A 25,317-nucleotide genomic window follows, 5' to 3' on the forward strand; every position below is an offset into this window, starting at 1 on the left:
CGATGGCAAGCGCGGCGACCTTTGCACAGGCATGAGCCGGCCCGGCAGCCTGCCGCCTTGCGGCGACGAGCCGGCTCGGCAACAGTAGGTTTACAGATCGTATGCGGAGCGGCCCGAGGGGGCGGCTCCGTTCCGGGGAGGCAAGCGGCCTGCAGCCGCTCGAGAAGAAGCGCGTCGACCGACGGTGATGACACCGAAAGCCCCGACGATCGGCCCGCGCCGCACCCCCTGGATCCTCGGCCTCATCGTCGTCCTGATCCTCGTGCCGCTGGCGATCTATGTCCCGCTCGTGGCGGCAGCCGGCGTGTCCGGGCTCGCGGTCGTGAGCGGGTTTTTCCTGCGCCGCCGCCTCATCGCGATGGCTACGGCGCAGGAGGTCGTCTCGCAGGAAATCGGCGTCCTGTCCCAGCGTCTCGTCAAGCTGGAGGCGGTGGCCGCCGCCCTCGTCCAATCCCGCCACAAGGCGCATCCGGCGCCCATTCCGCAGAACGCCCCTGACAACGCGGAGGCGGTGGCGGAACTGGAAACGCGACTGGCCTCCGGTATCGAGGAGGTGACGGCGGAAATCGGTTTGCTCAGCGGGATCGTGCGCGAACTCGCCGCCGTGGTGTCCAGCCAGGATGGCGACATTACCCGGCTCAAGGCCGATCGGGAGCGCGCGGTCGCGTCCCCCCAGATTCCGGCCCCTGCGGCGCATAGGGTCGTCCCGGAGCCTGCCGCGTCCGCCGGTGAGCCGGCGCCGCCCTCCGCCCGCCTCGTGCCGCGGGCGAACTTGCCGCCGCCGTCGCGCGTCGAGCCCCCGCCCCGCGATCCGGCGGCGGAGGCGGCTCTCGTCGAAGCCTTCGATGGCGAAGGATTGGAGGTCTATCTCCAGCCCATCGTGACTCTCCCGCAGCGCAAGGTGGTCTCCTACGAGGCGCTGCCCCGTCTGAAGGTCGGTTCGGAGATTCTGGATCCGGAGACGTTTTTACCGGTGCTGGAGCGGCACGGGCGGACGACGGCGCTCGACCGACGCATGCTGCAGCGCGTCGCCACCATCGCCCGCCATCTGCAGGGCCGGGGCAGTTCGGCAGCGGTCGGCTACGGGCTGACGCCGCACTCGCTGTTCGAACCGGGGTTCCTTCGATCGCTCGGGCGCCTCGTTTCGGACGGTCCGGATCTGGCCGGTCGCGTCGTGCTGGCGCTCCCTCAGACGAGCTGGCGAAATCTCGATGCGGAGCAAGCAGCTTTGCTGGCCGGGCTGAAAGGCCGGATCGGCTTCGTCATGGATCGGCCGATCGATCTCCGCTTCGACGCGGTCGCGCTGGCCGAGCGCGGCATCGGTCAAGTCAAGGTGCAGGCCGTGCAGCTACTCCGCCCCCTTCCCCGCGAGGCGACCCCCGAAATCGCGCTGGAGGATCTGGTCGCCTCCCTGGCCCGAGCCGGTATCCGGCTCGTGGCGACGGGCGTCGAAAGCGAGAGCGAGGTTCCGGATCTGATTGATCTCGATGTGCCGTTGGCGCAGGGCCCGGTCTTCGCCGCGCCGCGGGCGGTGCGGGCGGAGGTCTTGAGCGAGGCGAGCGCACCGGCGCCCACGCCACCCCCCTCCCCGGATCCACCGCCGAGCCCGCCGCCGCAGCGGCGCCCGTTCCGGGATTTCCTGAGACGGGCGAGCTGAGTTCAGCCGGCCGCGGTCTCGCGCTCCAACCGGCGACGCAGGCGCGTGGCACCGTACACTTCAGCCAAACGCTGCCGGGCGGCAAGCACCGGTGCGGCATCCCGCTCGACGCGGGCAGCGGCGATCAACAGCAACGTGGTGGCGATGGACTGGTCGAGGCGACCCTGCGCATGGGCGCGATCGAGGAGGTGCGTATCAGCCGGGTTCGAAACGCGGCCGGTGTCGCGGTTGGACCGGCGGTCCGGCCGCAGATCGATGCTCGCCATGGTCAGCCCCTTCGGTTCCGCTTCGAGCGAATTCCGAGGTCAGTCTCCGGGATGACCTTGACAGTTTTTCGCACACCCGGTGTCGCGATCAAGGCAGCTTGACCGTGAGCCGTGTTCCGATCCGAGCGTCCGCACTCGATTGGTAAGGGCGGCGTACAGGCCGTCGCTCTCATCGGCCGCGTCGGTGTTGAGCTGGAACGCCTGATCCGGTGCGCTCAGTCGAACAGGGCGTCGATGGCATCCTGTGGCGTGGCCGGTCCGCCCTTCTGCGGCCCGTTGAGCAGCAGCGTTTCGTTTCTCTGGCGCCGATCGGCCTCGCTCTCGTCGATTCCGCCCGCGTCGCGAGCCTTCACGGCGACGCTGAAGCGCGCGAGGCGTCCTTCGAGCAGGCTCATCGCCTCGGCCACCTTCGCGATGCGCTGACCGGTGATGTCCTGAAACGCGCAGGCCTCGAAGATGTGGAAAATCTGCGCCTCGACGGCGGCTCGATAATCCGGACCATCGGGCAGAGCGAGCATGGTCTCGGCGCTCCCCATGATCGTGTTGGTCGCGCTTGCCGTGGCGGCAACGACCTCGCCGAGTTCCTCGTGAACCATCGGCAGTCGGTCGCGGGTCAATTCGTTCGCCCGCAGCAATGCGATGGCGTCACGAAGCTTGGCGATGTAGTCCGCGATGTCGAGGAGTTCCTGGATCATCGCCGACGGCGTGCCGGATGACGGACGCGCGTCTGACGGGAATGCCATCGATCCCATGGATGCGCTTTCGAGCCTCCCTGCGCCGGTGCTGTCCCGGGCAGGATCGGGTACCAGGGAGATCCCCGCTCCGCCGCGGCTCTCCGCGGCGGGCGAGGGTCGAGGTCGGTCACGCACCGCAGACCGCCTCGATCTTCGATTTGAGCGTCGCGGCGTTGAACGGCTTGACGATGTAGTTGTTCACGCCGGCCTTCTTGGCGGCGATGACGTTCTCGGTCTTCGACTCGGCCGTGACCATGATGAACGGCGTGGTGCGCAGACCCTCGTCGGCGCGCACATGGCGCAGCAGCTCGTAGCCCGTCATCGGCTCCATATTCCAGTCGGAGATGACGAGGCCGTACTTGCGGCCCTTGAGGCGGGCGAGCGCGGCGGTGCCGTCGGAGGCCTCATCCACGTCCTCGAAGCCGAGCTGCTTCAGAAGGTTGCGGATGATGCGCACCATGGTCTGGTAGTCGTCGACCACCAGGATCGGCATGCTGAGGTCGAGGGCCATATGAATCGTACTCCGTTGTCCCTGTGTCGAGGCGGAAGGCTCATCTGGACGCGCTGTCTCGCGAGCGCAGGTGCCGGGAGCCTCCGGTCTCGCCAACATTAGACATCGGCGAATTGCGAAAGGTTTAATCGCCGCGTTCGCGTGCCGACCGGCCTCACGCGAACGATCCCTGTGCGCTTGGCGCCTGTCCGTGTCGCTTGACCGGGCATGCGGTTTTCGCCAAGCCGCATCTCGCGGCCAGGGCGTCGTCCGACGTCGCCCGCTCCGGTCCGCCGTGATGCCCCGCAGGAGCCGATGCCGTCAGGCGATCCGATCACCGAGCCCGGCCCGAATGCGTCGGACCGTCCGTTCACGGTCTGTGGAGCGGACGACCCGGTTCCGCCCGCCCTGCAGGGGGCGGTGGCGGCGCTCGGCAATTTCGACGGCGTGCATCGCGGCCACCGCGCGCTGATCGATGCCGTTCGTCAGGAAGCCGGAACGCGGCCGGCGGCCGTGCTGACCTTCGAGCCGCATCCGCGCGCCTATTTCGCTCCCGATCAACCGATGTTCCGCCTCACCGGGCCGCGCGCCAAGGAGATCGTCTTCGCACGGCTCGGCCTCGACGGGTTGTTCGTGCGGCGCTTCGACGGAACCCTCGCGGCGACGAGCCCTCGCGGATTCGTCGAGGGCTGGTTGCGCGACGATCTCGGCCTCTCGGGCGTCGTGATCGGCCACGATTTCCACTTCGGGCAGGGACGCGCCGGCACCCCCGCCATCCTGGCCGCGCTCTGCGCCGATGCCGGTATGGCCTGCCGGGTCGTGCCGGCCGTGGGGGCGGGACCGGGCGACGAGCCGATCTCGTCGAGCGCGATCCGCGCCGCGCTCGCCGCGGGAGATACGGCCCGGGCCAACGCGCTGCTGGGCTATCGCTGGTTCGTGTTGGCTGAGGTGCGACATGGCGACAAGCGCGGGCGCACGCTCGGCTACCCCACCGCCAATCTCGCCCTCGATTCCTGCGGCCTCGCCCACGGCATCTACGCGGTACGAGTGCGCCTCGCCGATGGACGGCTCATTGACGGCGTCGCGAGCTACGGTCGCCGTCCGACCTTCGACGACGGTGCGCCGCTGCTGGAAGCGCATCTGTTCGATTTCGCGGGCGACCTTTACGGCCAAGAGGTCGCGGTGGAGCTCGTCGCCTATCTGCGGGGCGAGGAGAAGTTTGCGAGCGCCGAGGCGCTGATCGCGCAGATGGACGTGGATTCGGCACGGGCGAAAGCGGCCATTCGAGGCGATGCCGTGCCGTCGATGTTGGGGTGATCCACCCCGGGGCCGGTAACGGCGCGCCGGGGATCGACGATTGATCGGACGTCTCCGCCTCCCGCCGGAACCCGAGGACACCGCTTGCAGCCGTGTCCCAATCTTAAACGCAGCGGGATGGCTCCGCGGCTTCCCGCTATCGGGCAGCCGCGGATTCTAACCCCCGTTCGACTGCGTTCAGAGCATGGTGGGAAGGATGCGGTCCGGCGGCCGATGACCGTCCATGAAGGTCTTGATGTTGATGATGACCTTCTCGCCCATCTCGGTGCGGCTCTCGTGAGTGGCCGAGCCCATATGCGGCAGCAGCACGACCTTACCGGTGCGGGCGAGGCGAACGAGGCGCGGGCTGACCGCCGGCTCCTGCTCGAACACGTCGAGGCCTGCCGCCGAGATCTCGCCCGCCTCGATCAGGCGCGCCAGGGCGTTCTCGTCGATGACCTCGCCGCGGGCGGTGTTGACGACGATGGCCTCGGGCTTGAGCAGCTTCAGCCGGCGAGCCGAGAGCAGGTGATAGGTCGCGGGTGTGTGCGGGCAATTGACCGACACGATGTCGACGCGGGCCAGCATCTGATCCAGCGATTCCCAGTAGGTGGCGTCGAGCGCCTCCTCGATCGCGGTCGGCGCCCGGCGGCGGTTGTGGTAATGGATCGACAGGCCGAAGGCCTTGGCCCGCCGGGCAAGCGCCTGACCGATACGGCCCATGCCGACGATCCCAAGGCGCTTGCCGGTGATGCGGCGGCCGAGCATCCAAGTCGGCGACCAGCCGGTGGTCCAGTCGTCGTCGGGGATGATGCGCGCGCCCTCGGCGATCCGACGGGCGACCGCGAGGATCAGCGCCATGGTCATGTCGGCGGTATCCTCCGTCAGCACGCCGGGCGTGTTTGTGACGGTAATGCCCCGCTCCAGGGCGGCCCCCACGTCGATGTGATCGACGCCGTTGCCGAAATTGGCGATGAGCCGCAGATTCGGCCCGGCCTGGGCGAGCAGGCCGGCATTGATCTCGTCGGTCACGGTCGGAACCAGCACGTCCGCCTCGCGGATCGCCGTGGCGAGAGCCTCCGGCGAGAGCGGCGCGTCGTCGTGGTTCAGGCGAGTATCGAACAATTCGCGCATGCGCGTCTCGACCGCGTCCGGCAGACGCCGGGTGACGACCACGAGCGGCTTGCGCTTCATTGACGACATGATCCCTCCCGGCGGCGCCGGCCCGGACATGGTCCGGCTTACGCTCCTTTAACCACGTCGCGGCCAGATGGGCCGGCGGCAAACCGGCCGATCCCCGGCCGCGCCGCAGGACGTCCGGCCTCTCTATCAGAGAGGTTGGGGAACACAATGCGGACCGGTTCGCCCCCCAGGCGGATCGAATTTGCGTTCGTTTGTTCGAGGAACCAAGGTTCGGAGACGAGGACCATGCGCCCGCCTGCCCTTCCCCTGGTCAACCCCGCCCGCCTCGCGATCCTGGCGGCGGTGCTGGCCCTGATCGCACCGCTGACGTCACGCGCGGCGCCGGCTCCCCCCCCGGCCGCCTCCGAAGTTGGCAAGGGACCGGTCACCAAGCTGCCCTTGCCGCGTTATGCCAGCCTCAAGACCGATCGCGTGAATCTGCGCGAGGGTCCGTCCAAGGATCATCGCACCCTCTGGGTGTTTCAGCGTGCTGGTTTGCCGATCGAGATCGTCGCCGAGTTCGAAACCTGGCGGCGCATCCGCGATTCGGAGGGCACCGAAGGGTGGGTGCTGCACTCGCTCCTGTCCGGACGCCGCACGGCCGTCGTCATCCCGCCTTCGGGGGAGAAGGCCGACGCCGCGAAATCCACGGTGCCGCTCAAGGCGCGGGCCGATGAAACCTCCGGCGAGGAGGCGCGGCTGCAACCGGGCGTCATCGGCAGCGTCAAGACCTGCACCGGCCGTTGGTGCCGCCTCGTCGTGGCGCTGCCGCAGAAGCAGGGCGATGTCGACGGCTATATCCGGCAGGACCGCCTTTGGGGTGTCTATCCGGATGAGAAGATCGACTGAGACAAATAAAAAGGGCCCGGAGAACCGGGCCCTTTTCATAGTCAGGATCTGAGCGGCTCAGCCGCGACCGGAAACCTGGCGGCGGCGCAGGCGAACGATGACTTCGACGCCCGCGATCTCCATGCCTTCCGGGGCCTCGGGCAGCGAATCGACCGAGATTCCGCATTCCGGCATGTCGAGCACCTTGCCTTCCTCCTCCAGGAAGAAGTGGTGATGCTCGCTCGGGTTGGTGTCGAAATAGGCCTTCGACCCGTCGAGCGCGAGCTGACGCAGCAGCCCGGCCTCAGTGAATTGGTGCAGCGTGTTGTAGACGGTCGCGAGCGACACCGGGACCTTGGCGCGCATGGCCTCGTCGTAGAGCATTTCCGCAGTCAGGTGGCGGTCACCGCGCCCGAACAGGAGCCAGCCCAACGACAGGCGCTGGCGGGTCGGCCGCAATCCGGCACGACGCAGGCGATCACGCAGATCGGACAGCGGGCAGCCGCGACGCGGGCCGGAAGCGTCGATCGGCAGGGAGCTTCGCGCGTTCAGCACGGCCTGGAGGGGCAACAGATCGGACATCGCGGGGAGTGATTCCCAACCTTTAGGCAGACAATGATCTGGCAAGTATACGGTCCGCACCCGCCTGCGGCAACCCGAAGCATGGCCACGCAGGTGCGTTCCCCCAGTGAGTGCATAGCTCGGGGGTCGGTGCCTCCGAGAAACATTGATGATCGGGGGGACCGAAACGCCGCGGTTCGAATGGTTGGGGAAAAGACGACCGAACCGCGCGTTCCGTTCGAATGCGGGACGCCGGATGCATCGCGCTCGCAATCTCTATGATTGGGGAGCGAGGACGCTTTGAGCGCCGGCGGAGCTTGTGCTAACGAGGCGCCGACCCCGTCATTCCCCGTCCGGCACCGATCGGACTCGTCCGTTAGCGAGGACGCACCCTCTCCATGGCCTCTACCGACCCGCAAAACGACACCGCGACGCCGCAGCGGGCTTCGAGCTACTCATATGAGGAGCTACTGGCCTGCGGACGCGGGGAGCTGTTCGGCGCCGGCAATGCTCAGCTGCCGCTGCCACCCATGCTGATGTTCGACCGCATCACCTCGATCGGTACCGAAGGCGGCGCCCATGGCAAGGGGCACGTCCTGGCCGAGTTCGATATCCGGCCGGATCTCTGGTTCTTTCCGTGCCACTTCAAGGGCGACCCGGTGATGCCCGGCTGCCTCGGCCTCGACGCGCTCTGGCAGCTCGTCGGCTTTCATCTGGGCTGGCTCGGGGCCCCCGGCCGTGGCCGCGCGCTCGGCGTGGGCGAGGTGAAATTCTCGGATCAGGTGCTGCCGACCGTGAAGCAGGTGGTCTACGGCATCGACATCAAGCGCGTCCGCACGGGCAAGCTCGTCCTCGGCATCGCCGACGGATGGCTGGAGGCGGATGGCCGGCGCATCTACGAGGCGAGCGACCTGCGTGTGGCTCTGTTCCGCGCCTGATTTCGAGCCGATCGGCCTGCCGTCCATGGTAGGCTCGGCAACCTCGTTTCAGGCGGGGCTGTCGGGTTTCGGTCCTGGCCACCAATCAACCAGTTGAGATTGCCGGCGCGGCATCCTAGTTGACCGTTAATGAAGTGCCGCACCGCCTGCGGCACAACAAGCCTGAGCCACCATGCGGCGTGTCGTCATCACCGGGATGGGCATCGTTTCGTCCATCGGCAACAACACCCAGGAGGTGCTCGCCTCCCTGCGCGAGGCCCGTTCCGGGATTGCGCGGTCGGAGTCGCAGGCCGAGCACGGTTTCCGCAGCCAGGTCGCTGGAGCACCGTCCCTCGTCGCCGAGGAGGCGGTGGATCGGCGCGCCATGCGCTTCCACGGTGGGGGTACCGCCTGGAATCACGTGGCGATGGATCAGGCCATCCGGGATGCCGGCCTTGAGGCGAACGAAGTCTCGAACGAGCGCACCGGCATCATCATGGGCTCGGGCGGTCCTTCGACCCGCACCATCGTCGAATCGGCAGCGATCGCGCGGGACAAGGGCCCGAAGCGCGTCGGCCCGTTCGCAGTCCCGAAGGCGATGTCCTCGACCGCCTCAGCGACCCTCGCGACCTGGTTCAAGATCCGCGGCGTGAACTACTCGATCTCCTCGGCTTGCGCGACGTCGAACCATTGCATCGGCAATGCCGCCGAAATCATCCGCGGCGGCCGACAGGACGTGATCTTCGCGGGCGGATGCGAGGATCTCGACTGGACGCTTTCGGTCCTGTTCGATGCCATGGGCGCGATGTCCTCCCGCTACAATGACACCCCGGCCCGGGCCTCGCGCGCCTACGACGCGAATCGTGACGGTTTCGTGATCGCGGGCGGTGCCGGTGTGCTGGTGCTGGAAGAACTCGAACACGCCAAGGCCCGCGGCGCGCGCATCTACGGCGAGATCGCCGGCTACGGCGCCACATCGGACGGACACGACATGGTCGCTCCGTCGGGCGAGGGCGCGATGCGCTGCATGCGTCAGGCCATGGAAGACCTGAAGGGCGTGAAGATCGATTATATCAACCCGCACGCCACCTCGACGCCGGTCGGCGACGACAAGGAAATCGAGGCCATTCGCGAAGTGTTCGGCGCGGGCGAGGCGTGCCCGCCGATTTCGGCCACCAAGTCGCTCACCGGCCATTCCCTTGGTGCCACGGGCGTCCAAGAGGCGATCTACTCGCTTCTCATGATGAACAACGGCTTCATCTGTGAAAGCGCGCATATCGACGAACTCGACCCTGCCTTCGCCGACATGCCGATCCTGCGCGAACGGCGCGACGGCGCCAAGCTCAGCCATGTCATGTCGAACTCGTTCGGCTTCGGGGGAACGAATGCGACCCTCGTCCTGAAACATCCGGACGCATAAGACATTTGCGGCGCTGCACAGTGTTCCTTCGCAGTCGCGAGCAATAAGGCGAGGCTTGCGGCTAGAGCTAGACTGGCAGCCATTCGGAACCGCGCATCCAGAATTGCGTTCCCCTCAGACCTTTACGGGATCGCTTCATGGTCGCCTCGCTCGTCGTTATTGGTCTGCTCAGCGTCGCCGTTGCGGGCAGTGTCGCTTGGCGCGCCAAGCAGACGCTCATCGACGACGCCCAGTCGGGCACTCGCGGCTACTTCTGATCCCCTTTCCGGCAGCTCCGAGGCCCCGTCCCGCACGAGCGGGCGGGGCCTTCGCATGATTGCTCCCGCGTGGACAGGCGCGCATCCGGCGCGCTAAGCGTCGGGGCGGTGCTGCGGCGCCCCACCTGAAACGCGTACGGGTTTAAAGCGAATGACAGGGTTGATGGCGGGCAAGCGCGGCCTGATCATGGGTGTCGCCAACGATCATTCGATCGCCTGGGGTATCGCCAAGACGCTGCACCAGCACGGGGCCGAACTTGCCTTCACCTACCAGGGGGATGCCCTCGGCAAGCGGGTCACGCCGCTCGCCGCCTCGGTCGGCTCGGACATCGTGTTGCCCTGCGACGTCGAGGATATTGCCTCCGTCGACGCCGTCTTCAGCGCCCTCGACGAGCGCTTCCCCGACGGGATCGATTTCATCGTCCACGCCATCGGCTTCTCCGACAAATCGCAGCTCAAGGGCCGCTACGTCGATGTGACGACCCGGGCGAATTTTTCGCGGACCATGACGATCTCGTGCTTCTCCTTCACCGAAATTGCCCAGCGTGCCGCCACCCGCATGCCACGTGGCGGTGCTCTGCTGACGCTGACCTATGCCGGCTCGACCCGCGTCATGCCGAACTACAACGTGATGGGCGTCGCCAAGGCCGCTCTGGAAGCGTCGGTCCGCTATCTCGCGACCGATCTCGGACCCGACGGCGTCAGGGTGAATGCCCTCTCGGCCGGTCCGATGCGGACTCTGGCCGGTGCCGGCATCGCCGATGCGCGGCTGATGTACAATCACCAGAAGGCGCATGCCCCGCTGCGCCGGACGGTCACCCTCGACGATGTCGGCAATTCGGCCCTGTATCTCTTATCCGACCTGTCGGGAGGTGTGACGGGCGAGGTCCATTTCGTGGATTCCGGCTACAACATCATCTCGATGCCCCGCCCCGCGGTGCTCCAGGCCCAGGACGAAGCCGGTGTCGTCGGCGACGGCGAGATCTGAAGCATCGTCGAACCGGTACGGTGCCGCGCACCATGAGCTGGCCGTGGTCTTTCCCTAGAGGCGGCTGCCCGATCCGCCAGCCCGGTCACCCCACCCGCCATTTCCGGCTGCGGCCTGCGATGACCCTGTCGAAGCGATTGCGAACCCTCGCGCTCGCCGCTCTGCTCACGGCGGGTAGCAGCGGCGCCGCACTCGCCCAGAGCGTCACACTCGACCTCGGCGCGGGGGGCACGACCGAGCGCGCCCTGCAACTCGTCGCCCTCGTCACCGTCCTGGCGCTGGCCCCGTCGGTCCTGGTGATGGCGACGGCCTTCACCCGCATCGTCGTCGTTCTGTCGATCCTGCGCTCGGCGCTCGGAACGCAGACCGCGCCGCCCAACGCGGTGGTCACCAGCCTCGCCCTGTTCCTGACGGCCTTCGTGATGGCTCCGACCGCCCGCGAGGCCTACAAGGCCGGGATCGAGCCTCTCTTGGCCAATCAGATCAGCCAGTCCCAAGCCTTCGAACGGGCATCCGGCCCGTTCAAGACCTTCATGCTGCGCAACACCCGCGAGAAGGATCTCAAGCTGTTCCTCGACATGGCCCGCCAGCCCGTGCCGGCCGGGCCTGAGGCGATCGGGCTGGAGGTCGTCACGCCCGCATTCATGATTTCGGAGCTGCGCCGGGCCTTCGAGATCGGCTTCCTGCTGTTCATCCCGTTTTTGATCATCGATCTGGTCGTCGCCTCGGTGCTGATGGCGATGGGCATGATGATGCTGCCGCCGGCGACCGTGGCCTTGCCGTTCAAGCTAATCTTCTTCGTGCTGGTCGATGGCTGGACGCTGGTGGCCGGTTCGCTCGTTCAGAGCTACGGAAGCTGATCGGACGAACCGAGCGGAGAGACCGAGGCATGGACCTATCGACCACCACCGCACCCTGGGCCCCGCGGATGCTGAGCGTCCTGCGGATCGTCTCCGCCCTGATCTTCATGGCGCACGGCACGCAGAAGATTTTGGGCTTCCCGGCAAGCTCCATGAACCCGGCGATGTTCAGCCTGCCGTGGATCGCGGGCGTGCTGGAACTCGTCGGCGGCGCCCTGCTCCTGATCGGTCTGTTCAGCCGGCCCGTGGCGTTTCTGCTCTCCGGTGAAATGGCCGTCGCTTATTTCCTCGCACATGCGCCCAAGAGCGTGTTTCCAGCCCTGAACGGGGGCGATGCGGCGATCCTGTACTGCTTCGTCTTCCTCTACATCTTCTTCGCCGGCCCTGGCCCCTGGAGCGTCGATGCGCGGATGGGCCGAGGGCGTTACTAGGTCTCTCTCACGGCAGCATCCTGCGAGTGCGCCGCGCGGTGAGGTCCGGAGCGCGATCGGCGCGCGGATCTCACCGATGCAGCCGGGCGCCTACGTCACCACGCTCGGCTCGGCCCGGCCGGTGATCGCCGCGATGTCTGCGAGGTCACGGGCGACCGCGACGACCGGCGCGAGCACCTCCGCCACCGGTTGCTCCAGGCGAGCGGGATCGCTCTCGTAGCGCTCGATATACACACGAAGCGTCGCCCCGGCGGTGCCGGTGCCGGAGAGCCGGTAGACGATCCGGGCGTCCTCCGCGAAGGTGATGCGCACGCCCTGGGCTTCGGTGACCGATCCGTCGACCGGATCGACGTAACGGAAATCGTCCGCCGTCTTGACCGTGAGCCCGCCGATCGCCTGGCCCGGGAGAGAGGCGATCTTGGCCCGAAGTCCGTCCATCAGCCGCTTCGCGGCATCGGAGTCGATCTCCTCGTAATCGTGGCGGGTGTAGTAGTCCCGGCCGAACTCGGCCCAGTGCGCCCGCACCAGATCCTGCGCCGGCTTGCCCGTCGCCGCCAGAATGTTGAGCCAGAGAAGAACGGCCCAGAGACCGTCCTTCTCCCGTACATGGTTCGAGCCGGTGCCCGCGCTCTCCTCGCCGCAGAGTGTGATGCGGCCGGCATCCAACAGGTTGCCGAAGAACTTCCAACCGGTCGGCGTCTCGAACGCCTCGATGCCGAGCTTGGCCGCCACACGGTCGGCGGCTCGGCTCGTCGGCATGGAGCGGGCCACGCCGGCGAGCCCCGTCGCGTAGCCGGGCGCGCGATGGGCATGGGCCGCGAGGATGGCGAGGCTGTCGCTCGGCGTCACGAACAGGCCGGGCGCCACGATCATGTTGCGGTCACCGTCGCCGTCCGAGGCAGCACCGAAATCGGGCGCGTCGGGGCCATGCAGCAGGTCGAACAGCTCGTGGGCATGGACCGGGTTCGGATCGGGATGGTGACCACCGAAATCGGGTTTGGGTTCGCCGTTGACGACGGTGCCGGCCTCCGCCCCCAGCGTGTCCTCCAAGATCGCCTTGGCATAGGGCCCGGTGATCGCCGAGAGCGCGTCGAAGCGCATGCGGAAGCCGGAGGCGAACAGTTTGGTGAGCGCCTCGAAGTCGAACAGCGAGCGCATCAACTCGGCATAATCGGCGACCGGATCGATGGTTTCGACGGACATGCCGTCGATCTCGCTCGTACCGGTGACCCCGAGATCGAGATCGGGCGCATCGGAGATGCGATAGGCGGTGATCGTCTTGGTTCGTTCGAAGATCGCGCTGGTGACGCCCTCGGGTGCCGGGCCGCCATTGGCGCCGTTGAACTTGATGCCAAAATCGCCGTCCGGTCCGCCGGGATTATGGCTGGCGGAGAGCACGATGCCGCCGATGGCGCCGTGTTTGCGGATCACGCACGAGGCCGCCGGCGTCGAGAGCAGGCCGTCGCGTCCCACCAGCACCCGACCCAGGCCGTTGGCGGCCGCCATCTTGATGGCGATCTGGACGACCTCGCGATTGAAGAAGCGGCCGTCACCGCCGATCACCAGGGTCGCGCCGTCGCGTTCCGGGATGCAGTCGAGGATCGCCTGAACGAAGTTCTCGACGTAATTCGGCTGCCGGAACACCGGAACCTTCTTGCGCAGTCCCGAAGTGCCCGGCTTCTGGTCCGCAAAAGGGCTGGTGCTGACGTGTCTCAGTGCCATGCGGCTCGGTTCCCGTTGTAAGATCCGCTTGTCCTAGCGCAGTTTGGCCGTGCGCGAAGGTGATCGTCGCCGATTTCCCCGGTTGATGACGTAGCGAATCTCGGACCCGCTAGAGATCTGGACCGGATCGAACCCGGATCACCGTAGGATTTTCGCGCAACCGGCGTGCGACGGCCTCGACATGAGCCCGCGGCAGACGGGCGAAAGTGATGGTGACGTCCTCCAAGCCCGGCTCATCGCCCGGTCGCACCACGAATTGCCGGATGCGCGAGGCGCGCTCGCCGGTGAGATCCGGCACCGCGTCGATCGCGAGACTGCCGGCCTTCACCGTGAGATGGATCTCGCAGGACTGCATCCGATCACGCCAGCGTTCCTCGATCGGCTTCACCCCGGCGAGGATGCCGACCACCAGCACGGTTGCGGCGACGGCCGGGATGTAGAGGCCGCCGCCGACCGCGAGCCCGATCGCCGCCACCGCCCAGAGGCTCGCGGCGGTGGTGAGCCCTTTCACGACTTCACCGCGCAGAAGGATCGTGCCCGCACCCAGAAAGCCGATGCCGGAGACCACCTGAGCGGCCACCCGGGAGGGATCGAGCACGACGTCCTTGCGGCCGAGAACGTCGCCGAAGCCGAAGGCCGAGACCAGCATGAACAGGCAAGCGCCGACGCAGACCAGCATGTGGGTCCGCAGGCCGGCCGCCCAGAGCAATCGTTCGCGCTCGAAGCCGACCACGCTGCCCATGGCGCCCGCGAGCAGAAGACGCGCCACCATTTCCGTGTTGCCGAGCATCTGTCCTCCTGAATCGCGGGATCACCGTGAGCCTGCGCCCTGGGCCGCTCGGCGCGCAACCCGCCCGCCTTGACGCCCGGAGGCATGCGGGTCCAATGCGGCGCGCCTTCTCGACAACGTCGCCCAAGGGCCGCCGATGCCGCCGCTCCTCGCCTTGCCCTTTCCGGCCATCGACCCGGTCGCGGTCTCGATCGGGCCGATCGAGATCAAGTGGTACGCCCTCTCCTACATCGTCGGTCTGATCGGCGGATGGTTCTACGCCCGACGGCTGGTCCAGGCGGATTCGCTCTGGGGCGTCACCACGCGGCCGAGTCTGCCCGATATCGACGATCTCGTGGTCTGGGTGGCTCTGGGCGTCGTGCTCGGTGGGCGCATCGGCTACGTGCTGTTCTACAATCTTCCGCTCTATCTCGATCAGCCGCTGGAGATCCTGGCGATCCGCAACGGCGGCATGTCGTTCCATGGCGGCTTCCTCGGCGCGATCCTGGCGCTCCTGCTCTTCGCCCGTGCGCGTGGCCTCAACGGCCTGACGATGCTCGACATCGCCGCCGTGGTCGTACCGATCGGCCTGTTCTTCGGCCGCATCGCCAACTTCGTGAACGGCGAGCTCTGGGGTCGGCCCGCGCCGGATTTTGCCTATGCGGTGATCTTCCCGACCGGGGGCGACGTGCCGCGCTATCCGAGCCAATTGTTCGAGGCGGCGACGGAGGGACTGCTCCTGTTCATCGTCATGGCGCTCGCGGTGTGGCGCTACGGCTTCCGCAAACCCGGCTTGCTCGGCGGCATCTTCGTTCTCGGCTACGCGGTCACGCGCACCTTCTGCGAGTTCTTCCGCGAGCCGGACCGTCAGCTGGGTTTCCTGTTCGGCCGGGACGTCGATGCCCTCGGCGGTGGCATCACCATGGGCATGCTGCTCTGCCTGCCCATGGCCATCGTCGGCCTTGCCGCCATTGTTCTGGCCGCCCGCGGCGTCACGCGGCCCCGGCGCGAGGGCCCCGAGATTCAGGCCGAGGCCGGGCAGATCTGAGCGTGTCCACGCCGCTCTTCCCGGTGCTCGCGCGGACGATCCGCACCGACGGGCCGATCGGCCTCGACCGCTACATGGCCCTGTGCCTGAGCCATCCGGACCACGGCTACTACGCCACCCGCGATCCCCTCGGTGCGGCTGGTGATTTCGTCACCGCGCCGGAGATCAGCCAGATGTTCGGGGAGCTGATCGGCGCCTGGGCCGCCACGCTTCTCGCCGGATTCTCCGGACCGCGCCCCTGCCTCGTCGAACTCGGACCGGGGCGCGGCACGTTGATGAGCGATGCCCTCCGTTCCCTGCGGGCCGCGGGCGCAGCGTTCGACCTGCATCTCGTCGAAACGAGCCCGGTTCTGCGGGCGCTTCAGGCGGAGCGCTTGGCCGGGGCCAGCCCTGTCTTCCACGACAGCGTGACGAGCCTGCCCGAAGCGCCGCTTCTCGTCATCGCCAACGAATTCTTTGACGCGTTGCCTGTCCGCCAATTCGTGCGCACCCCGCGCGGTTGGTGCGAGCGCCGGATCGGCCTGAATGCCGACCAGACCGATCTGATGTTCGGACTCGATCCGGAGCCCGATCCGCAGATCACCGCCGAGGCCGCGGACGGCGCCGTGCTGACACTGCCGAGCGCGAGCCTTGCCGCAATGCGCGACCTCGCTCGCCGCCTCGTGCGCAACGGCGGCGTGCTCCTCGCCATCGATTACGGGCATGAGCGGGCCGGCTTCGGCGACACGCTCCAAGCCCTCGAGGATCACCGCTTCGCGGATCCACTCGCGCGACCGGGAGAGGCGGATCTCACGACTCATGTTGACTTCTCCGCCCTCGCTCGCGCCGCCATCGCCGAGGGAGCGGTCGTTCACGGCCCCGTCTCGCAGCGCGATTTCCTTCTCGCACTCGGCCTCGAAGATCGCGCAGCCCGGCTCAAGGCGCGGACGCGGCCTGAACAGGCGTCGGAGATCGACGCGGCCGTCGCCCGCCTGACCGACCCGAACCCGCGCGGAATGGGCGCCCTCTTCAAGGTCCTCGGCATCAGCCACCCGGCCGTCGTGCGGCTACCTGCCCTTCCCTCCACCGCCTGAGCCCGGGAGATCCCATGTTCATCGAAGCGCCCGAACTCAGCGCCCACGCCTCCCTGCGGCATGCCTTCTTCACGCGGCAGGGCGGGGTGTCCGATGGCCTCTACGCCTCGCTCAACGGCGGCCTCGGCTCGAACGACGCGCCCGGCGCCGTCGCCGAGAATCGGTCGCGGATGTGCGACCATCTCGGCTTGCCGCCCGAAAGCCTTGTCAGCCTCTATCAGGTGCATTCCGCCGACGTGGTCACCGTCGAAGCGCCCTTTGCGGAACGGCCCAAGGCGGACGCGATGGTGACCCGGGTGCCCGGTCTCGCGCTGGGAATCGCCACGGCCGATTGTGGGCCGATCCTGTTCGCCGATCCCGAAAATGGCGTCGTCGGCGCGGCCCATGCCGGGTGGAAGGGCGCCCTGGGCGGGGTGGTCGAGGCGACGGTGGCCGCAATGGAGCGTCTGGGCGCTGCCCGTCCATCGATCATTGCCGTGCTCGGGCCGACGATCTCTCAGGCGAATTACGAGGTCGGTGCCGATTTCGTGGCCCGTTTTCTGGCCGAGGTGCCGGGCTCCGCGCCGTATTTCGCCCGAGGTCGCGAGGATCGTGCGCAGTTCGATCTGCCCGCCTTCATTTTGGATCGTCTTCGGCAAGCCGGCATCGGCGAGGCGACCGTGCTCGGGCACTGCACCTATGCCGATGCGGAGCGCTTCTACAGCTTCCGCCGAACGACCCATCGCGGCGAACCCGATTACGGCCGTCTGATCTCGGCGATCGCCCTGATACCCTAAAGCCACACCTCGTCAGGGGGCGCCCGTTGCGGCCGAGCTTTTGTGCGGTGCCGCACATGCTCATCCCGCAGCTCCGTCGTAAGCCGTTCGGGCAGCGGATCGCCGTGGCCATGGGCTGCGACAATCTGTCAACGAATGTCACCAAGAAAAGCTCGGCCATAAATGAACCTTGGCCGTTTGGTGACGTTTGATGTTCGAACTGACGGACGAAAACGATCTTCGCCACAAAGGGGCCGCCTTCGGGACGGTCGGCGTGATCGGGCCGCAACAGCATCTTGCGAGATGCTGGAATAGATACGGGGCACCGTGCCGCCGCGCTTCACGAAAGCGCCGGCACAGTCAAAAGGGACCAGAGTAATGAAAGCTATTCTTCGGGCCGGTACGGCTCTCGCCGGTATCGTCGTCGCGGGTTCCGCCCTCGCCGCCGATCTGCCGCGCCGCGCCGCCCCGCCGCCGGTGTTCACCCCGGTTCCCGTGTTCACCTGGACCGGCTTCTACGCCGGTTTCAACGCGGGCTACGGCTTCGGCACCAACGACAACCGCCGTGACTCCACCGTGATCGGCGTGAACAGCGCTTCGGGCCTCGTGCCGGCCGGCACCACCGCCGTCGTCGCCTTCAACAACAACCGCACCAACGAGGGCTTCGTCGGCGGCGGCCAGATCGGCTACAACTACCAGTTCACGCCGGGCTCCGGCTTCGTCGTCGGTATCGAGGCCGACGCCCAGTACGCCGATTTCGGCCGTGAGCGGAACCGCTTCCAGGTCGTCAACAGCGCCGCCGGCGTCAACGGCCTTGCCGCTCAGCAGGTGTTCAACCCGGCGGGCATCGCCGGTCTCGACTACTTCGGCACCGTGCGCGGCCGCCTTGGCTACGCCTTCGACCGCACCCTCGTCTACGGCACCGGCGGCTTCGCCTATGGTGGCGGCGGCGGCCGTGACTTCGGCACCGGCGTGTCGAGCAACGACTTCCAGACCGGCTGGGCCGCCGGCGGCGGTGTCGAGTACGCCCTGCCGACCGACAGCTTCCTGAACTTCTTCCGCTCCTCGGCGGTGACGCTGAAGGTCGAAGGCCTGTACGTGAACCTCGACCAGGGTTCGGCCCGCAACGGCGCCTTCGCCGTCGACAACGCCGGCCGCACCGTCACCGTGAACAGCCCCGGCGTCCTGCTCGTCAGCGGCGGCCGTCAGGTTCGCGAGAGCGAGTTCGCCGTCGTCCGCGCCGGCATCAACTACAAGTTCGGCTCGTATTAAGCCGAACGCGGCGGCGGCCCCCTGAAGGGCCGCCTCCTTATCTTTCGAAAAAGCCCGGCGCTCCTGCGCCGGGCTTTTTTCGTGGCCACGCAAGTTTGACTGCGTCGAAAATCCGATCTCGTTCGTTCAAGCCATGAGGCAGGATTCCGGTGCCCGCCCTCCCCTCACGGGCGGCGGTGCCGAAGGCACCGTCTCTCGTCCGGCTCTTACATTAGCTCGGCCGATTACCCATCTCAGCGGCACCGCACGGTGGATCACCACGCCAGCGACGCCGGCGCTTCAGGAGGACGGCTCCATGAACAGCGAAGAACGCGACATCATCAACGGCATCTTCCAGCGGCTCGAACAGGCATCCGGCCAGCCCCGCGACGCCGATGCCGAGCGCTTCATCGCCGACAAGCTGCGCAGCCAGCCCTACGCGCCCTACGCCATGGCGCAGCTGATCTACGTGCAGGAAGAAGCGATCAAGAGCCTCAACCAGCAGCTGGAGCAGGCCCGCCAGCAGCAGGCTCAACCCCAGTCGTCCGGCGGCGGCGGCTTCCTGTCGAGCATCTTCGGTGGCGGCAGTCGCCCCGAGCCGCAGCGCCCGGCCGGACAGGCCTGGGGCCAGCAGCCGCCCGGCTACGGGAATCAGCAACCCGGTTATGGCCAGCAGCCCGGCTATGGCGGTCCCCAGCAGGGCGGTCCGTGGGGTGGCCAGCCCGGTTACGCGCAGCAGCAACCGGCCCGCGGTGGCGGCTTCCTCGCAACCGCCCTTCCCATGGCGGCGGGCGCGGCCGGCGGCATGCTGCTCGGCAGCGCCCTGTCCAACGCGTTCGCCGGCGGGCATTCGAGCCTGGGTAGCGCGTCGGCAGCCGGTCTGACCGGCGGCGGCGATACCATCGTCGAGAACAATTACTTCGGCGGCTCCGGCGGCGACCAGGACCTGGGGTCCGCGCTCGGCGGCGGTGACGGCGGCTTCCAGAGCGCAGGCTTCGGCGGCGGCGACAGCGGCGGCGATTTCGGGGGCGACCTGAGCGATGGCGGCGACGACGATTGGGCCTGATCCGGCCCTGACGTAGCGCGGAAAAGCCCGGCACCTCGCGGTGTCGGGCTTTTTTTTTCGGGCTCGTTACAATGCGTGGAAAGGCGTCCGACCCTCGAAGAAGCCGGTGCCGACACCCTCGCCGATCGGATCAGATCACTTCGACGCGGGTGCCGACGGGCGTCCGTTCGTAGAGATCGATCACGTCCTCGTTCATCATGCGGATGCAGCCCGAGGAGACGTTCTGGCCGATCGTGTGCGGCTCGTTGGTGCCGTGGATGCGGTAGAGCGAAGTACCGAGATAGAGCGCTCGCGCGCCGAGCGGATTGCCGGGTCCGCCCTCCATGTGTCGCGGCAGATCGGGACGGCGTGCCAGCATCTCGGCGGGCGGCGTCCAATCCGGCCATTCGCGCTTGTTCGTGATCGACTTCGTCCCCGTCCACACGAAGCCTGGCCGACCGACGCCGATCCCGTAGCGGATCGCCTGGGCTCCCGGCTGTATCAGGTAGAGGTACTTGGCTTGGGTATCGATGACGATGCTGCCGGGCCGCCCCGGGCCGTCATACGAAACCACTTGACGGGCAAAGCGCGGATCGGCCGCGCGGGCGATGGCCCCCTCCTCCGCCATCGGCTGCGATGGAAGCGCCGCCAACCGGGTGCGAGACTCGGGCCGCATCATGGCTCGGGGCTCGGAGGGACGCGCGGAGACCGCACCGTAGCCGTCGAAGGCGGATGAAGAGGGCTGACCCTGGGCGCTACCCGTCATCAGGTATTCGATGAAGCCGCCGCCATATTGACCGGGCTGGATCGGCGCGCGCGCCTGGGCCAGGGCCGGCCCCGATCCCACCATGGCGAGGCAGAACACCGCCCCGCGCCATCCGAACCGCATCGTTCCCTCCCGCCGATTGCTCAGGATGGCGCAAGGGTCCGGCAAGGCCGCTCGCGGCCGATGAATGAAGATGGTGAATCGCGGAAGGGCCCCCGCAAATCGATCGATGTCGTCAATGTCCGATTAACGGCGACGGGGATGGGCCATCTTCAGCAAATGGAAACCACTGCGCGGGATTGTATCGCGACGACGCGATTCCGAAGGCCGACACGACCGATGATGACCAAGCGCTACCGCATCGAGGACAGCCTCGGCTTGGCCACCCCGGTTGCGCCCGTGCAGCCGGTCGAGGCCGCGCCGAGCCCGCGTATCGAGGAGATCCTCGCCGCCATCAACGACCTTCGCCGCATCACCCAGATGAGCGCGAGCGAGACCGTGGAAGCCTGCCGACGCGAACTCGGTGAAGCCTTCGCCATGCGTCACGAACTCGAACTGATGAAGGAAGCGATCACCCGGACCAAGACCGAGATCGCCAGCCTCCACCGCTCCGAGCATTCCGGCAAAGGCATGCGCCGCGTCGCCGGTGAGCTCGATGCCGTCGTCGAGTCGACCGAGCAGGCCACCTCGACGATCCTCGGCGCGATCGAGCGAATCGAGACCAACGCCAACATGATGCGCGGCGTGCGCCTGCCGAAGGCGGCCCAGGAGAATGTCGACGCGATTCTCGACAGCGTGATCGGCGCCTACGAGGCCTGCAACTTTCAGGATCTCACCGGACAGCGCATCAGCAAGATCGTCGGCGTTCTGAAATTCGTCGAGGAGCATCTCGACCGGGTGATCGATGCCTGGAGCGGGCTCGACAGCTTCCGGGATCTCCTGGCGGTCGATGCGATCGGACCGTCCGAGGACGACGAGAGCTCGCTGCTCAACGGGCCCAAGCTCCACGACGATCCCGGCCACGTCGATCAGTCGGATATCGACGCGCTGTTCGACTGAAGCAACGCCGACGCAGATTGAGCCGGATACGGATCCGGCGCTGCCCTTCCAACCGGAATCGCGTCGGCCTACATCAGCGGCATGAACCGCGCGACCCGATCCAGCTTCGAGGACGTCCCGCCCGAGAATTTCGACGAGGACGAGGGCGAGACCCAGGGGGCCGACGAGATCGCGGCCCTCGACGAGGCACCCGAGATCGATTTCGATATCGATCACGGCGCGGTCAAAGTCGGCACCGAGATCATCCGTCGATTCTGGTCGACCCTGCCGTCCTCGCCCGGCGTCTACCGGATGTTCGACCACAAGGGCGATGTCCTCTACGTCGGCAAGGCCAAGAACCTGAAAGCGCGGGTCGGCTCTTATGCACGGGGTCAGGCCCACTCGAACCGCATCGCGCGCATGATCGCGCAGACGGCGGCTATGGAGTTCGTCACTACCGCCACCGAAACGGAAGCGCTTCTGCTGGAAGCCAACCTCATCAAGCAGTTGAAGCCGCGCTTCAACGTGCTGATGCGGGACGATAAATCGTTCCCCTACATCCTGCTCACCAGCGACGGTCCGGCCCCCCAGATCGTCAAGCATCGCGGTGCGCGGCGCCGGAAGGGCAATTATTACGGCCCCTTCGCGAATGTCTGGGCGGTCAACCGCACCGTCAACGCGCTGCAGCGAGCCTTCCTGCTGCGCACCTGCTCCGACAGCTATTACGAGAATCGGACCCGGCCTTGTCTGCTGTTCCAGATCAAGCGCTGTTCCGGCCCCTGCACCGGTGAGATCGCCACCGAGGATTACATCGCCCTCGCGGACAATGCCCGTGCCTTCCTGTCCGGCAAATCCAACGCCGTGAAGGACCGGATGCGGGAGGAAATGCAGAGCGCCGCCGAGGCGCTCGAATTCGAGCGCGCCGCGCGCTTCCGGGATCGTATCGCGGCGCTCTCCGCCATTCAGGGGACGCAGGGGGTCAACACGCAAGGCGTCGAGGAAGCCGATGTCTTCGCCCTCGACGAGCAGGCGGGTCAGTTCTGCATCGAGGTGTTCTTCTTCCGGAACTTCCAGAACTGGGGCAACCGCGCCTATTTCCCGAAAGCGGATCGATCCATGAGCGCCGAGGAGGTGCTCGCGTCGTTCATATCGCAGTTCTACGACGACAAGCCGGCGCCGCGTGTGGTGCTCGTCAGCCATGCCGTCGAGGATGCGGAGCTGGTGGCTGCGGCGTTGTCCAGCAGGGTGGAACACCGGGTGGAGATCCACCTGCCGCAGCGGGGCGAGCGCCGGAACCTCGTCGATTATGCCAAGCGCAACGCCAAGGAGGCCCTCGGCCGGCGCCTCGCCGACACCGCCTCGCAAGGCAAATTGCTGACGGCGCTGGGCCAGACGCTTGGGCTCGACAAGCCGCCGCGCCGGATCGAGGTCTACGACAACTCCCACATCTCGGGCACGAACGCGGTGGGTGGGATGATCGTCGCGGGCCCGACCGGCTTCATGAAGACGCATTACCGCACCTTCAACATCAAGTCGGAGGAACTGACCCCCGGCGACGATTTCGGCATGATGCGGGAGGTGCTGACCCGCCGCTTCAAGCGCTTGGCCAAGGAGGCCCCCCGGACGCCCCGGGAGGCGGAGGTGGGCGAGCCGCAAGCGGCGGTGGAGGGGCAGGCAGTACCCGCCGCGACCGAAGCGGAGACGGTTCCGGAGGATATCGACGCCTTCCCGGCTTGGCCCGACCTCGTTCTGATCGATGGCGGCGCCGGCCAATTGGAGGCCGTGCGGACGGTGCTCGCCGAGATCGGCGTGACCGATGTCCCGCTGGTCGGAATCGCCAAGGGACGAGATCGGGACGCCGGCCGAGAAACTTTCTTTCTGCCGGGTCGACCGCCCTTCAAGCTGCCGCCACGGGATCCGGTGCTCTATTTCGTTCAGCGCCTGCGTGACGAGGCGCACCGTTTCGCCATCGGCACCCACCGCGCCCGTCGCAAACGCGAGATGACGAAGAACCCCCTGGACGAGATTGCCGGCATCGGGCCGACCCGCAAGCGCGCGCTCCTGCACCATTTTGGAACCGTCAAAGCGATTCAGCGGGCGGCTCTGGAGGATCTCGCCAAGGCTCCGGGCGTCAATGCCGCCACCGCCCGAGCGGTCTACGACTTCTTCCACACCAATGCCTGAACCCGTCCCCGGCCCCGCTTTCGTTCCGGTTCGCGAGGATGCGCCGCAGACACCGCGGTTGACGCCCTCCCCGGCCCATGATTTCTCGGCGCCGATGAACGCCGTCCTCCCTCGACGCCGGTCGCCGGCCTGGACGCTTGCGAACTGCCTCACCTATGGCCGCCTCGTCGCGGTCCCGGTCGTGGTCGTCCTGCTGTTCTGGCCGGAAGAGCTGACCGCGCGCTGGGCCGCGTTCGGGGTCTTCGTCGTCGCGGCCATCACCGATTACCTCGATGGCTACGTGGCGCGCGCCTACGCGCAGAGTTCGGCCCTCGGTCGTATGCTCGATCCCATCGCCGACAAACTGCTTGTGGCCGCCTGCCTGTTCATGCTGGCGGCCGACGGCACCATCGAGGGGCTGTCGATCGGAGCCGCGATCGTAATCCTGTGCCGGGAGGTGCTAGTGTCGGGGTTGCGCGAGTATCTGGCCGAGCTGAAGGTCGGACTGCCGGTCAGCCGTATCGCCAAGTGGAAGACGACCGTGCAACTCCTCGCCCTCGGCGTTCTCGTCGCGGGTCCGGCGGCGGAGGAACTGTTCCCGGGGAGCATGACGCTCGGCATCGTTCTGCTGTGGCTCGCCGCCGCCCTCACGCTCTATACCGGCTGGGACTACATGAGAGCCGGTGTCCGGCACGCGATCGACGATCCGCGCTGAATTCGTTCGAGTCTTGAAGACCATCCGCACGAGCGGTGCGGGTGCGGGAGCACGCGCATGAAACTCGTCTACTTCGCCTGGGTGCGCGAGCGCGTCGGAAAGCCCGAGGAGACCGTGCACCCGCCGGCCGAGGTCGCGACCGTGGCCGACCTGATCGGCTGGCTGAAGACCCGCGGCGAGGAATATGCCTATGCCTTCGAGGCGGAAGGCGTCGTGCGGACGGCCATCGATCGCGTCCATGCCAAGCCTGCCAGCCCGATCGCCGGCGCGCAGGAGATCGCCTTCTTCCCGCCGATGACGGGTGGCTGATCCCACTTCAGCTCTTCAGGCGGTACCCGGTGCGGAAGATCCAGGTCACCAGCCCGAGGCACAGCGCCAGGAACAGGAACGTCACGCCGACGCTGATCCCGACCGAAACGTCGCCCTTGCCGAAGAAGGCCCAGCGGAAGCCGCTGACGAGGTAGACAACCGGGTTGAGGAGGCTCACGCCGTGCCAGAATGGCGGCAGCATCTCGATCGAGTAGAAGCTTCCGCCGAGAAAGGTCAGCGGCGTCACGACGAGCAGCGGGACGAGCTGGAGCTTCTCGAAGCCGTCCGCCCACAGACCGATGACGAAGCCGAACAGGCTGAAGGTCAGGGCGGTCAGGAGGAGAAACGCCACCATCCAGACCGGATGCTCGATATGCAGCGGCACGAACATCGCTGCCGTCGCCAGAATGACGAGCCCGATGAAGATCGACTTGGTCGCCGCCGCGCCGACATAGCCGAGCACGACCTCGAACGGCGAGATCGGCGCGGATAAGAGCTCGTAGATCGTACCGGCGAAGCGCGGGAAGTAGATGCCGAAGGCGGCATTGGACACGCTCTGGGTGAGGAGCGACAGCATGATCAGACCGGGGACGATGAAGGCGCCGTAGGCGATGCCATCGACCGTCTGCACCCGCGAACCGATGGCCGCGCCGAAGACCACGAAATAGAGCGAGGTCGCGATCACGGGCGCCACGATGCTCTGGAGCGCCGTGCGCCAGAAGCGCGCCATCTCGAAGCGATAGATCGCCAGGACTGCCGGCAGGTTCATGGCGGAA

The 25,317-nt window shown here is 67.2% G+C and carries 26 protein-coding genes; 17 read left to right on the top strand and 9 right to left on the bottom strand.

Going from position 1 to position 25,317, the window contains the following annotated elements:
* Positions 1-184: 184 nt before the first annotated feature.
* Positions 185-1,657: an EAL domain-containing protein gene (locus OWC43_RS20995; RefSeq protein ID WP_393958169.1), complete on the top strand. Its 1,473-nt coding sequence runs from the start codon at positions 185-187 to the stop codon at positions 1,655-1,657.
* A gap of 2 nt (positions 1,658-1,659) precedes the next feature.
* Here the strand turns inward: OWC43_RS20995 and OWC43_RS21000 are convergent, their stop codons facing one another.
* The 3 genes from OWC43_RS21000 to OWC43_RS21010 form a co-directional block, all read right to left on the bottom strand.
* Positions 1,660-1,923 (bottom strand): hypothetical protein, encoded by a 264-nt coding sequence (locus tag OWC43_RS21000; RefSeq protein WP_393958171.1) that lies wholly within the window; start codon positions 1,921-1,923, stop codon positions 1,660-1,662.
* A gap of 215 nt (positions 1,924-2,138) precedes the next feature.
* Positions 2,139-2,666, bottom strand: a complete 528-nt coding sequence (locus tag OWC43_RS21005) for a chemotaxis protein (RefSeq protein WP_238308493.1) — start codon at positions 2,664-2,666, stop codon at positions 2,139-2,141.
* 118 nt (positions 2,667-2,784) lie between these two features.
* Positions 2,785-3,168, bottom strand: a complete 384-nt coding sequence (locus OWC43_RS21010; RefSeq protein ID WP_137828109.1) for a response regulator — start codon at positions 3,166-3,168, stop codon at positions 2,785-2,787.
* Between the two features lie 294 nt (positions 3,169-3,462).
* Between OWC43_RS21010 and OWC43_RS21015 the strand changes: the two genes are divergently transcribed.
* Positions 3,463-4,464, top strand: a complete 1,002-nt coding sequence (locus OWC43_RS21015) for a bifunctional riboflavin kinase/FAD synthetase (protein WP_393958172.1) — start codon at positions 3,463-3,465, stop codon at positions 4,462-4,464.
* A 177-nt stretch (positions 4,465-4,641) separates the two neighbouring features.
* Here OWC43_RS21015 and OWC43_RS21020 read toward each other — a convergent pair whose 3' ends face one another.
* A complete protein-coding gene (locus tag OWC43_RS21020; protein WP_137828111.1) occupies positions 4,642-5,646 on the bottom strand; it encodes a D-glycerate dehydrogenase in 1,005 nt (334 codons plus the stop codon).
* Positions 5,647-5,871: 225 nt separating this feature from the next.
* Here OWC43_RS21020 and OWC43_RS21025 point away from each other — a divergent pair, with 225 nt between their 5' ends.
* The gene (locus tag OWC43_RS21025) at positions 5,872-6,474 is read left to right on the top strand and encodes an SH3 domain-containing protein (RefSeq protein WP_137828112.1); all 603 of its coding nucleotides are present in this window, start codon (positions 5,872-5,874) and stop codon (positions 6,472-6,474) included.
* A 57-nt stretch (positions 6,475-6,531) separates the two neighbouring features.
* Here the strand turns inward: OWC43_RS21025 and irr are convergent, their stop codons facing one another.
* Complete coding sequence (irr, locus tag OWC43_RS21030) at positions 6,532-7,035, bottom strand: Fur family transcriptional regulator Irr (RefSeq protein ID WP_137828113.1); 504 nt, start codon at positions 7,033-7,035, stop codon at positions 6,532-6,534.
* 377 nt (positions 7,036-7,412) lie between these two features.
* On the opposite strand from irr, the gene fabA reads away from it, so the two are divergent.
* The 5 genes from fabA (at position 7,413) to OWC43_RS21055 (ending at position 11,887) form a co-directional block, all read left to right on the top strand.
* Positions 7,413-7,952, top strand: coding sequence for a 3-hydroxyacyl-[acyl-carrier-protein] dehydratase FabA (gene fabA / locus OWC43_RS21035; RefSeq protein ID WP_137828114.1), 540 nt, complete (start codon positions 7,413-7,415; stop codon positions 7,950-7,952).
* Positions 7,953-8,124: 172 nt separating this feature from the next.
* Positions 8,125-9,351: a beta-ketoacyl-ACP synthase I gene (gene fabB, locus OWC43_RS21040; RefSeq protein WP_393958173.1), complete on the top strand. Its 1,227-nt coding sequence runs from the start codon at positions 8,125-8,127 to the stop codon at positions 9,349-9,351.
* Between the two features lie 408 nt (positions 9,352-9,759).
* A complete protein-coding gene (gene fabI / locus OWC43_RS21045) occupies positions 9,760-10,596 on the top strand; it encodes an enoyl-ACP reductase FabI (RefSeq protein WP_137828116.1) in 837 nt (278 codons plus the stop codon).
* A 119-nt stretch (positions 10,597-10,715) separates the two neighbouring features.
* Positions 10,716-11,456, top strand: a complete 741-nt coding sequence (gene fliP, locus OWC43_RS21050) for a flagellar type III secretion system pore protein FliP (protein WP_393958174.1) — start codon at positions 10,716-10,718, stop codon at positions 11,454-11,456.
* 29 nt (positions 11,457-11,485) lie between these two features.
* Positions 11,486-11,887, top strand: coding sequence for a DoxX family protein (locus OWC43_RS21055; protein WP_393958176.1), 402 nt, complete (start codon positions 11,486-11,488; stop codon positions 11,885-11,887).
* 90 nt (positions 11,888-11,977) lie between these two features.
* Here OWC43_RS21055 and OWC43_RS21060 read toward each other — a convergent pair whose 3' ends face one another.
* Complete coding sequence (locus tag OWC43_RS21060) at positions 11,978-13,609, bottom strand: alpha-D-glucose phosphate-specific phosphoglucomutase (RefSeq protein ID WP_393958177.1); 1,632 nt, start codon at positions 13,607-13,609, stop codon at positions 11,978-11,980.
* A gap of 109 nt (positions 13,610-13,718) precedes the next feature.
* Positions 13,719-14,399 (bottom strand): MgtC/SapB family protein, encoded by a 681-nt coding sequence (locus OWC43_RS21065; RefSeq protein WP_393958178.1) that lies wholly within the window; start codon positions 14,397-14,399, stop codon positions 13,719-13,721.
* Positions 14,400-14,535: 136 nt separating this feature from the next.
* On the opposite strand from OWC43_RS21065, the gene lgt reads away from it, so the two are divergent.
* The 5 genes from lgt to OWC43_RS21090 all read left to right on the top strand — a co-directional run bounded on the left by lgt (position 14,536) and on the right by OWC43_RS21090 (position 19,571).
* Positions 14,536-15,426 (top strand): prolipoprotein diacylglyceryl transferase, encoded by an 891-nt coding sequence (gene lgt / locus OWC43_RS21070; RefSeq protein WP_393958180.1) that lies wholly within the window; start codon positions 14,536-14,538, stop codon positions 15,424-15,426.
* Positions 15,427-15,428: 2 nt separating this feature from the next.
* Positions 15,429-16,499, top strand: a complete 1,071-nt coding sequence (locus OWC43_RS21075; RefSeq protein WP_393958181.1) for a class I SAM-dependent methyltransferase — start codon at positions 15,429-15,431, stop codon at positions 16,497-16,499.
* Between the two features lie 14 nt (positions 16,500-16,513).
* The gene (pgeF, locus tag OWC43_RS21080) at positions 16,514-17,275 is read left to right on the top strand and encodes a peptidoglycan editing factor PgeF (protein ID WP_393958182.1); all 762 of its coding nucleotides are present in this window, start codon (positions 16,514-16,516) and stop codon (positions 17,273-17,275) included.
* Positions 17,276-17,632: 357 nt separating this feature from the next.
* The gene (locus tag OWC43_RS21085) at positions 17,633-18,526 is read left to right on the top strand and encodes an outer membrane protein (protein ID WP_393958183.1); all 894 of its coding nucleotides are present in this window, start codon (positions 17,633-17,635) and stop codon (positions 18,524-18,526) included.
* A gap of 295 nt (positions 18,527-18,821) precedes the next feature.
* A complete protein-coding gene (locus OWC43_RS21090) occupies positions 18,822-19,571 on the top strand; it encodes a DUF2076 domain-containing protein (RefSeq protein WP_393958184.1) in 750 nt (249 codons plus the stop codon).
* A gap of 130 nt (positions 19,572-19,701) precedes the next feature.
* Here OWC43_RS21090 and OWC43_RS21095 read toward each other — a convergent pair whose 3' ends face one another.
* Positions 19,702-20,439, bottom strand: a complete 738-nt coding sequence (locus OWC43_RS21095; protein WP_393958185.1) for a L,D-transpeptidase — start codon at positions 20,437-20,439, stop codon at positions 19,702-19,704.
* Between the two features lie 216 nt (positions 20,440-20,655).
* Between OWC43_RS21095 and OWC43_RS21100 the strand changes: the two genes are divergently transcribed.
* The 4 genes from OWC43_RS21100 (at position 20,656) to moaD (ending at position 24,541) form a co-directional block, all read left to right on the top strand.
* A complete protein-coding gene (locus OWC43_RS21100; protein WP_137828127.1) occupies positions 20,656-21,375 on the top strand; it encodes a protein phosphatase CheZ in 720 nt (239 codons plus the stop codon).
* Positions 21,376-21,456: 81 nt separating this feature from the next.
* Positions 21,457-23,538: an excinuclease ABC subunit UvrC gene (gene uvrC / locus OWC43_RS21105; RefSeq protein WP_393958186.1), complete on the top strand. Its 2,082-nt coding sequence runs from the start codon at positions 21,457-21,459 to the stop codon at positions 23,536-23,538.
* Between the two features lie 94 nt (positions 23,539-23,632).
* The gene (pgsA, locus tag OWC43_RS21110; RefSeq protein ID WP_238308500.1) at positions 23,633-24,232 is read left to right on the top strand and encodes a CDP-diacylglycerol--glycerol-3-phosphate 3-phosphatidyltransferase; all 600 of its coding nucleotides are present in this window, start codon (positions 23,633-23,635) and stop codon (positions 24,230-24,232) included.
* 57 nt (positions 24,233-24,289) lie between these two features.
* Positions 24,290-24,541, top strand: coding sequence for a molybdopterin converting factor subunit 1 (gene moaD, locus OWC43_RS21115; RefSeq protein ID WP_393958187.1), 252 nt, complete (start codon positions 24,290-24,292; stop codon positions 24,539-24,541).
* A gap of 7 nt (positions 24,542-24,548) precedes the next feature.
* Here the strand turns inward: moaD and OWC43_RS21120 are convergent, their stop codons facing one another.
* Positions 24,549-25,310 carry an ABC transporter permease gene (locus tag OWC43_RS21120; protein ID WP_137828131.1) on the bottom strand — a complete coding sequence of 254 codons (762 nt, stop codon included), beginning with the start codon at positions 25,308-25,310 and terminating at the stop codon, positions 24,549-24,551.
* Positions 25,311-25,317 lie beyond the last annotated feature (7 nt).

Source organism: Methylorubrum sp. POS3 (assembly GCF_043352485.1).
GTDB classification, from domain to species: domain Bacteria; phylum Pseudomonadota; class Alphaproteobacteria; order Rhizobiales; family Beijerinckiaceae; genus Methylobacterium; species Methylobacterium suomiense.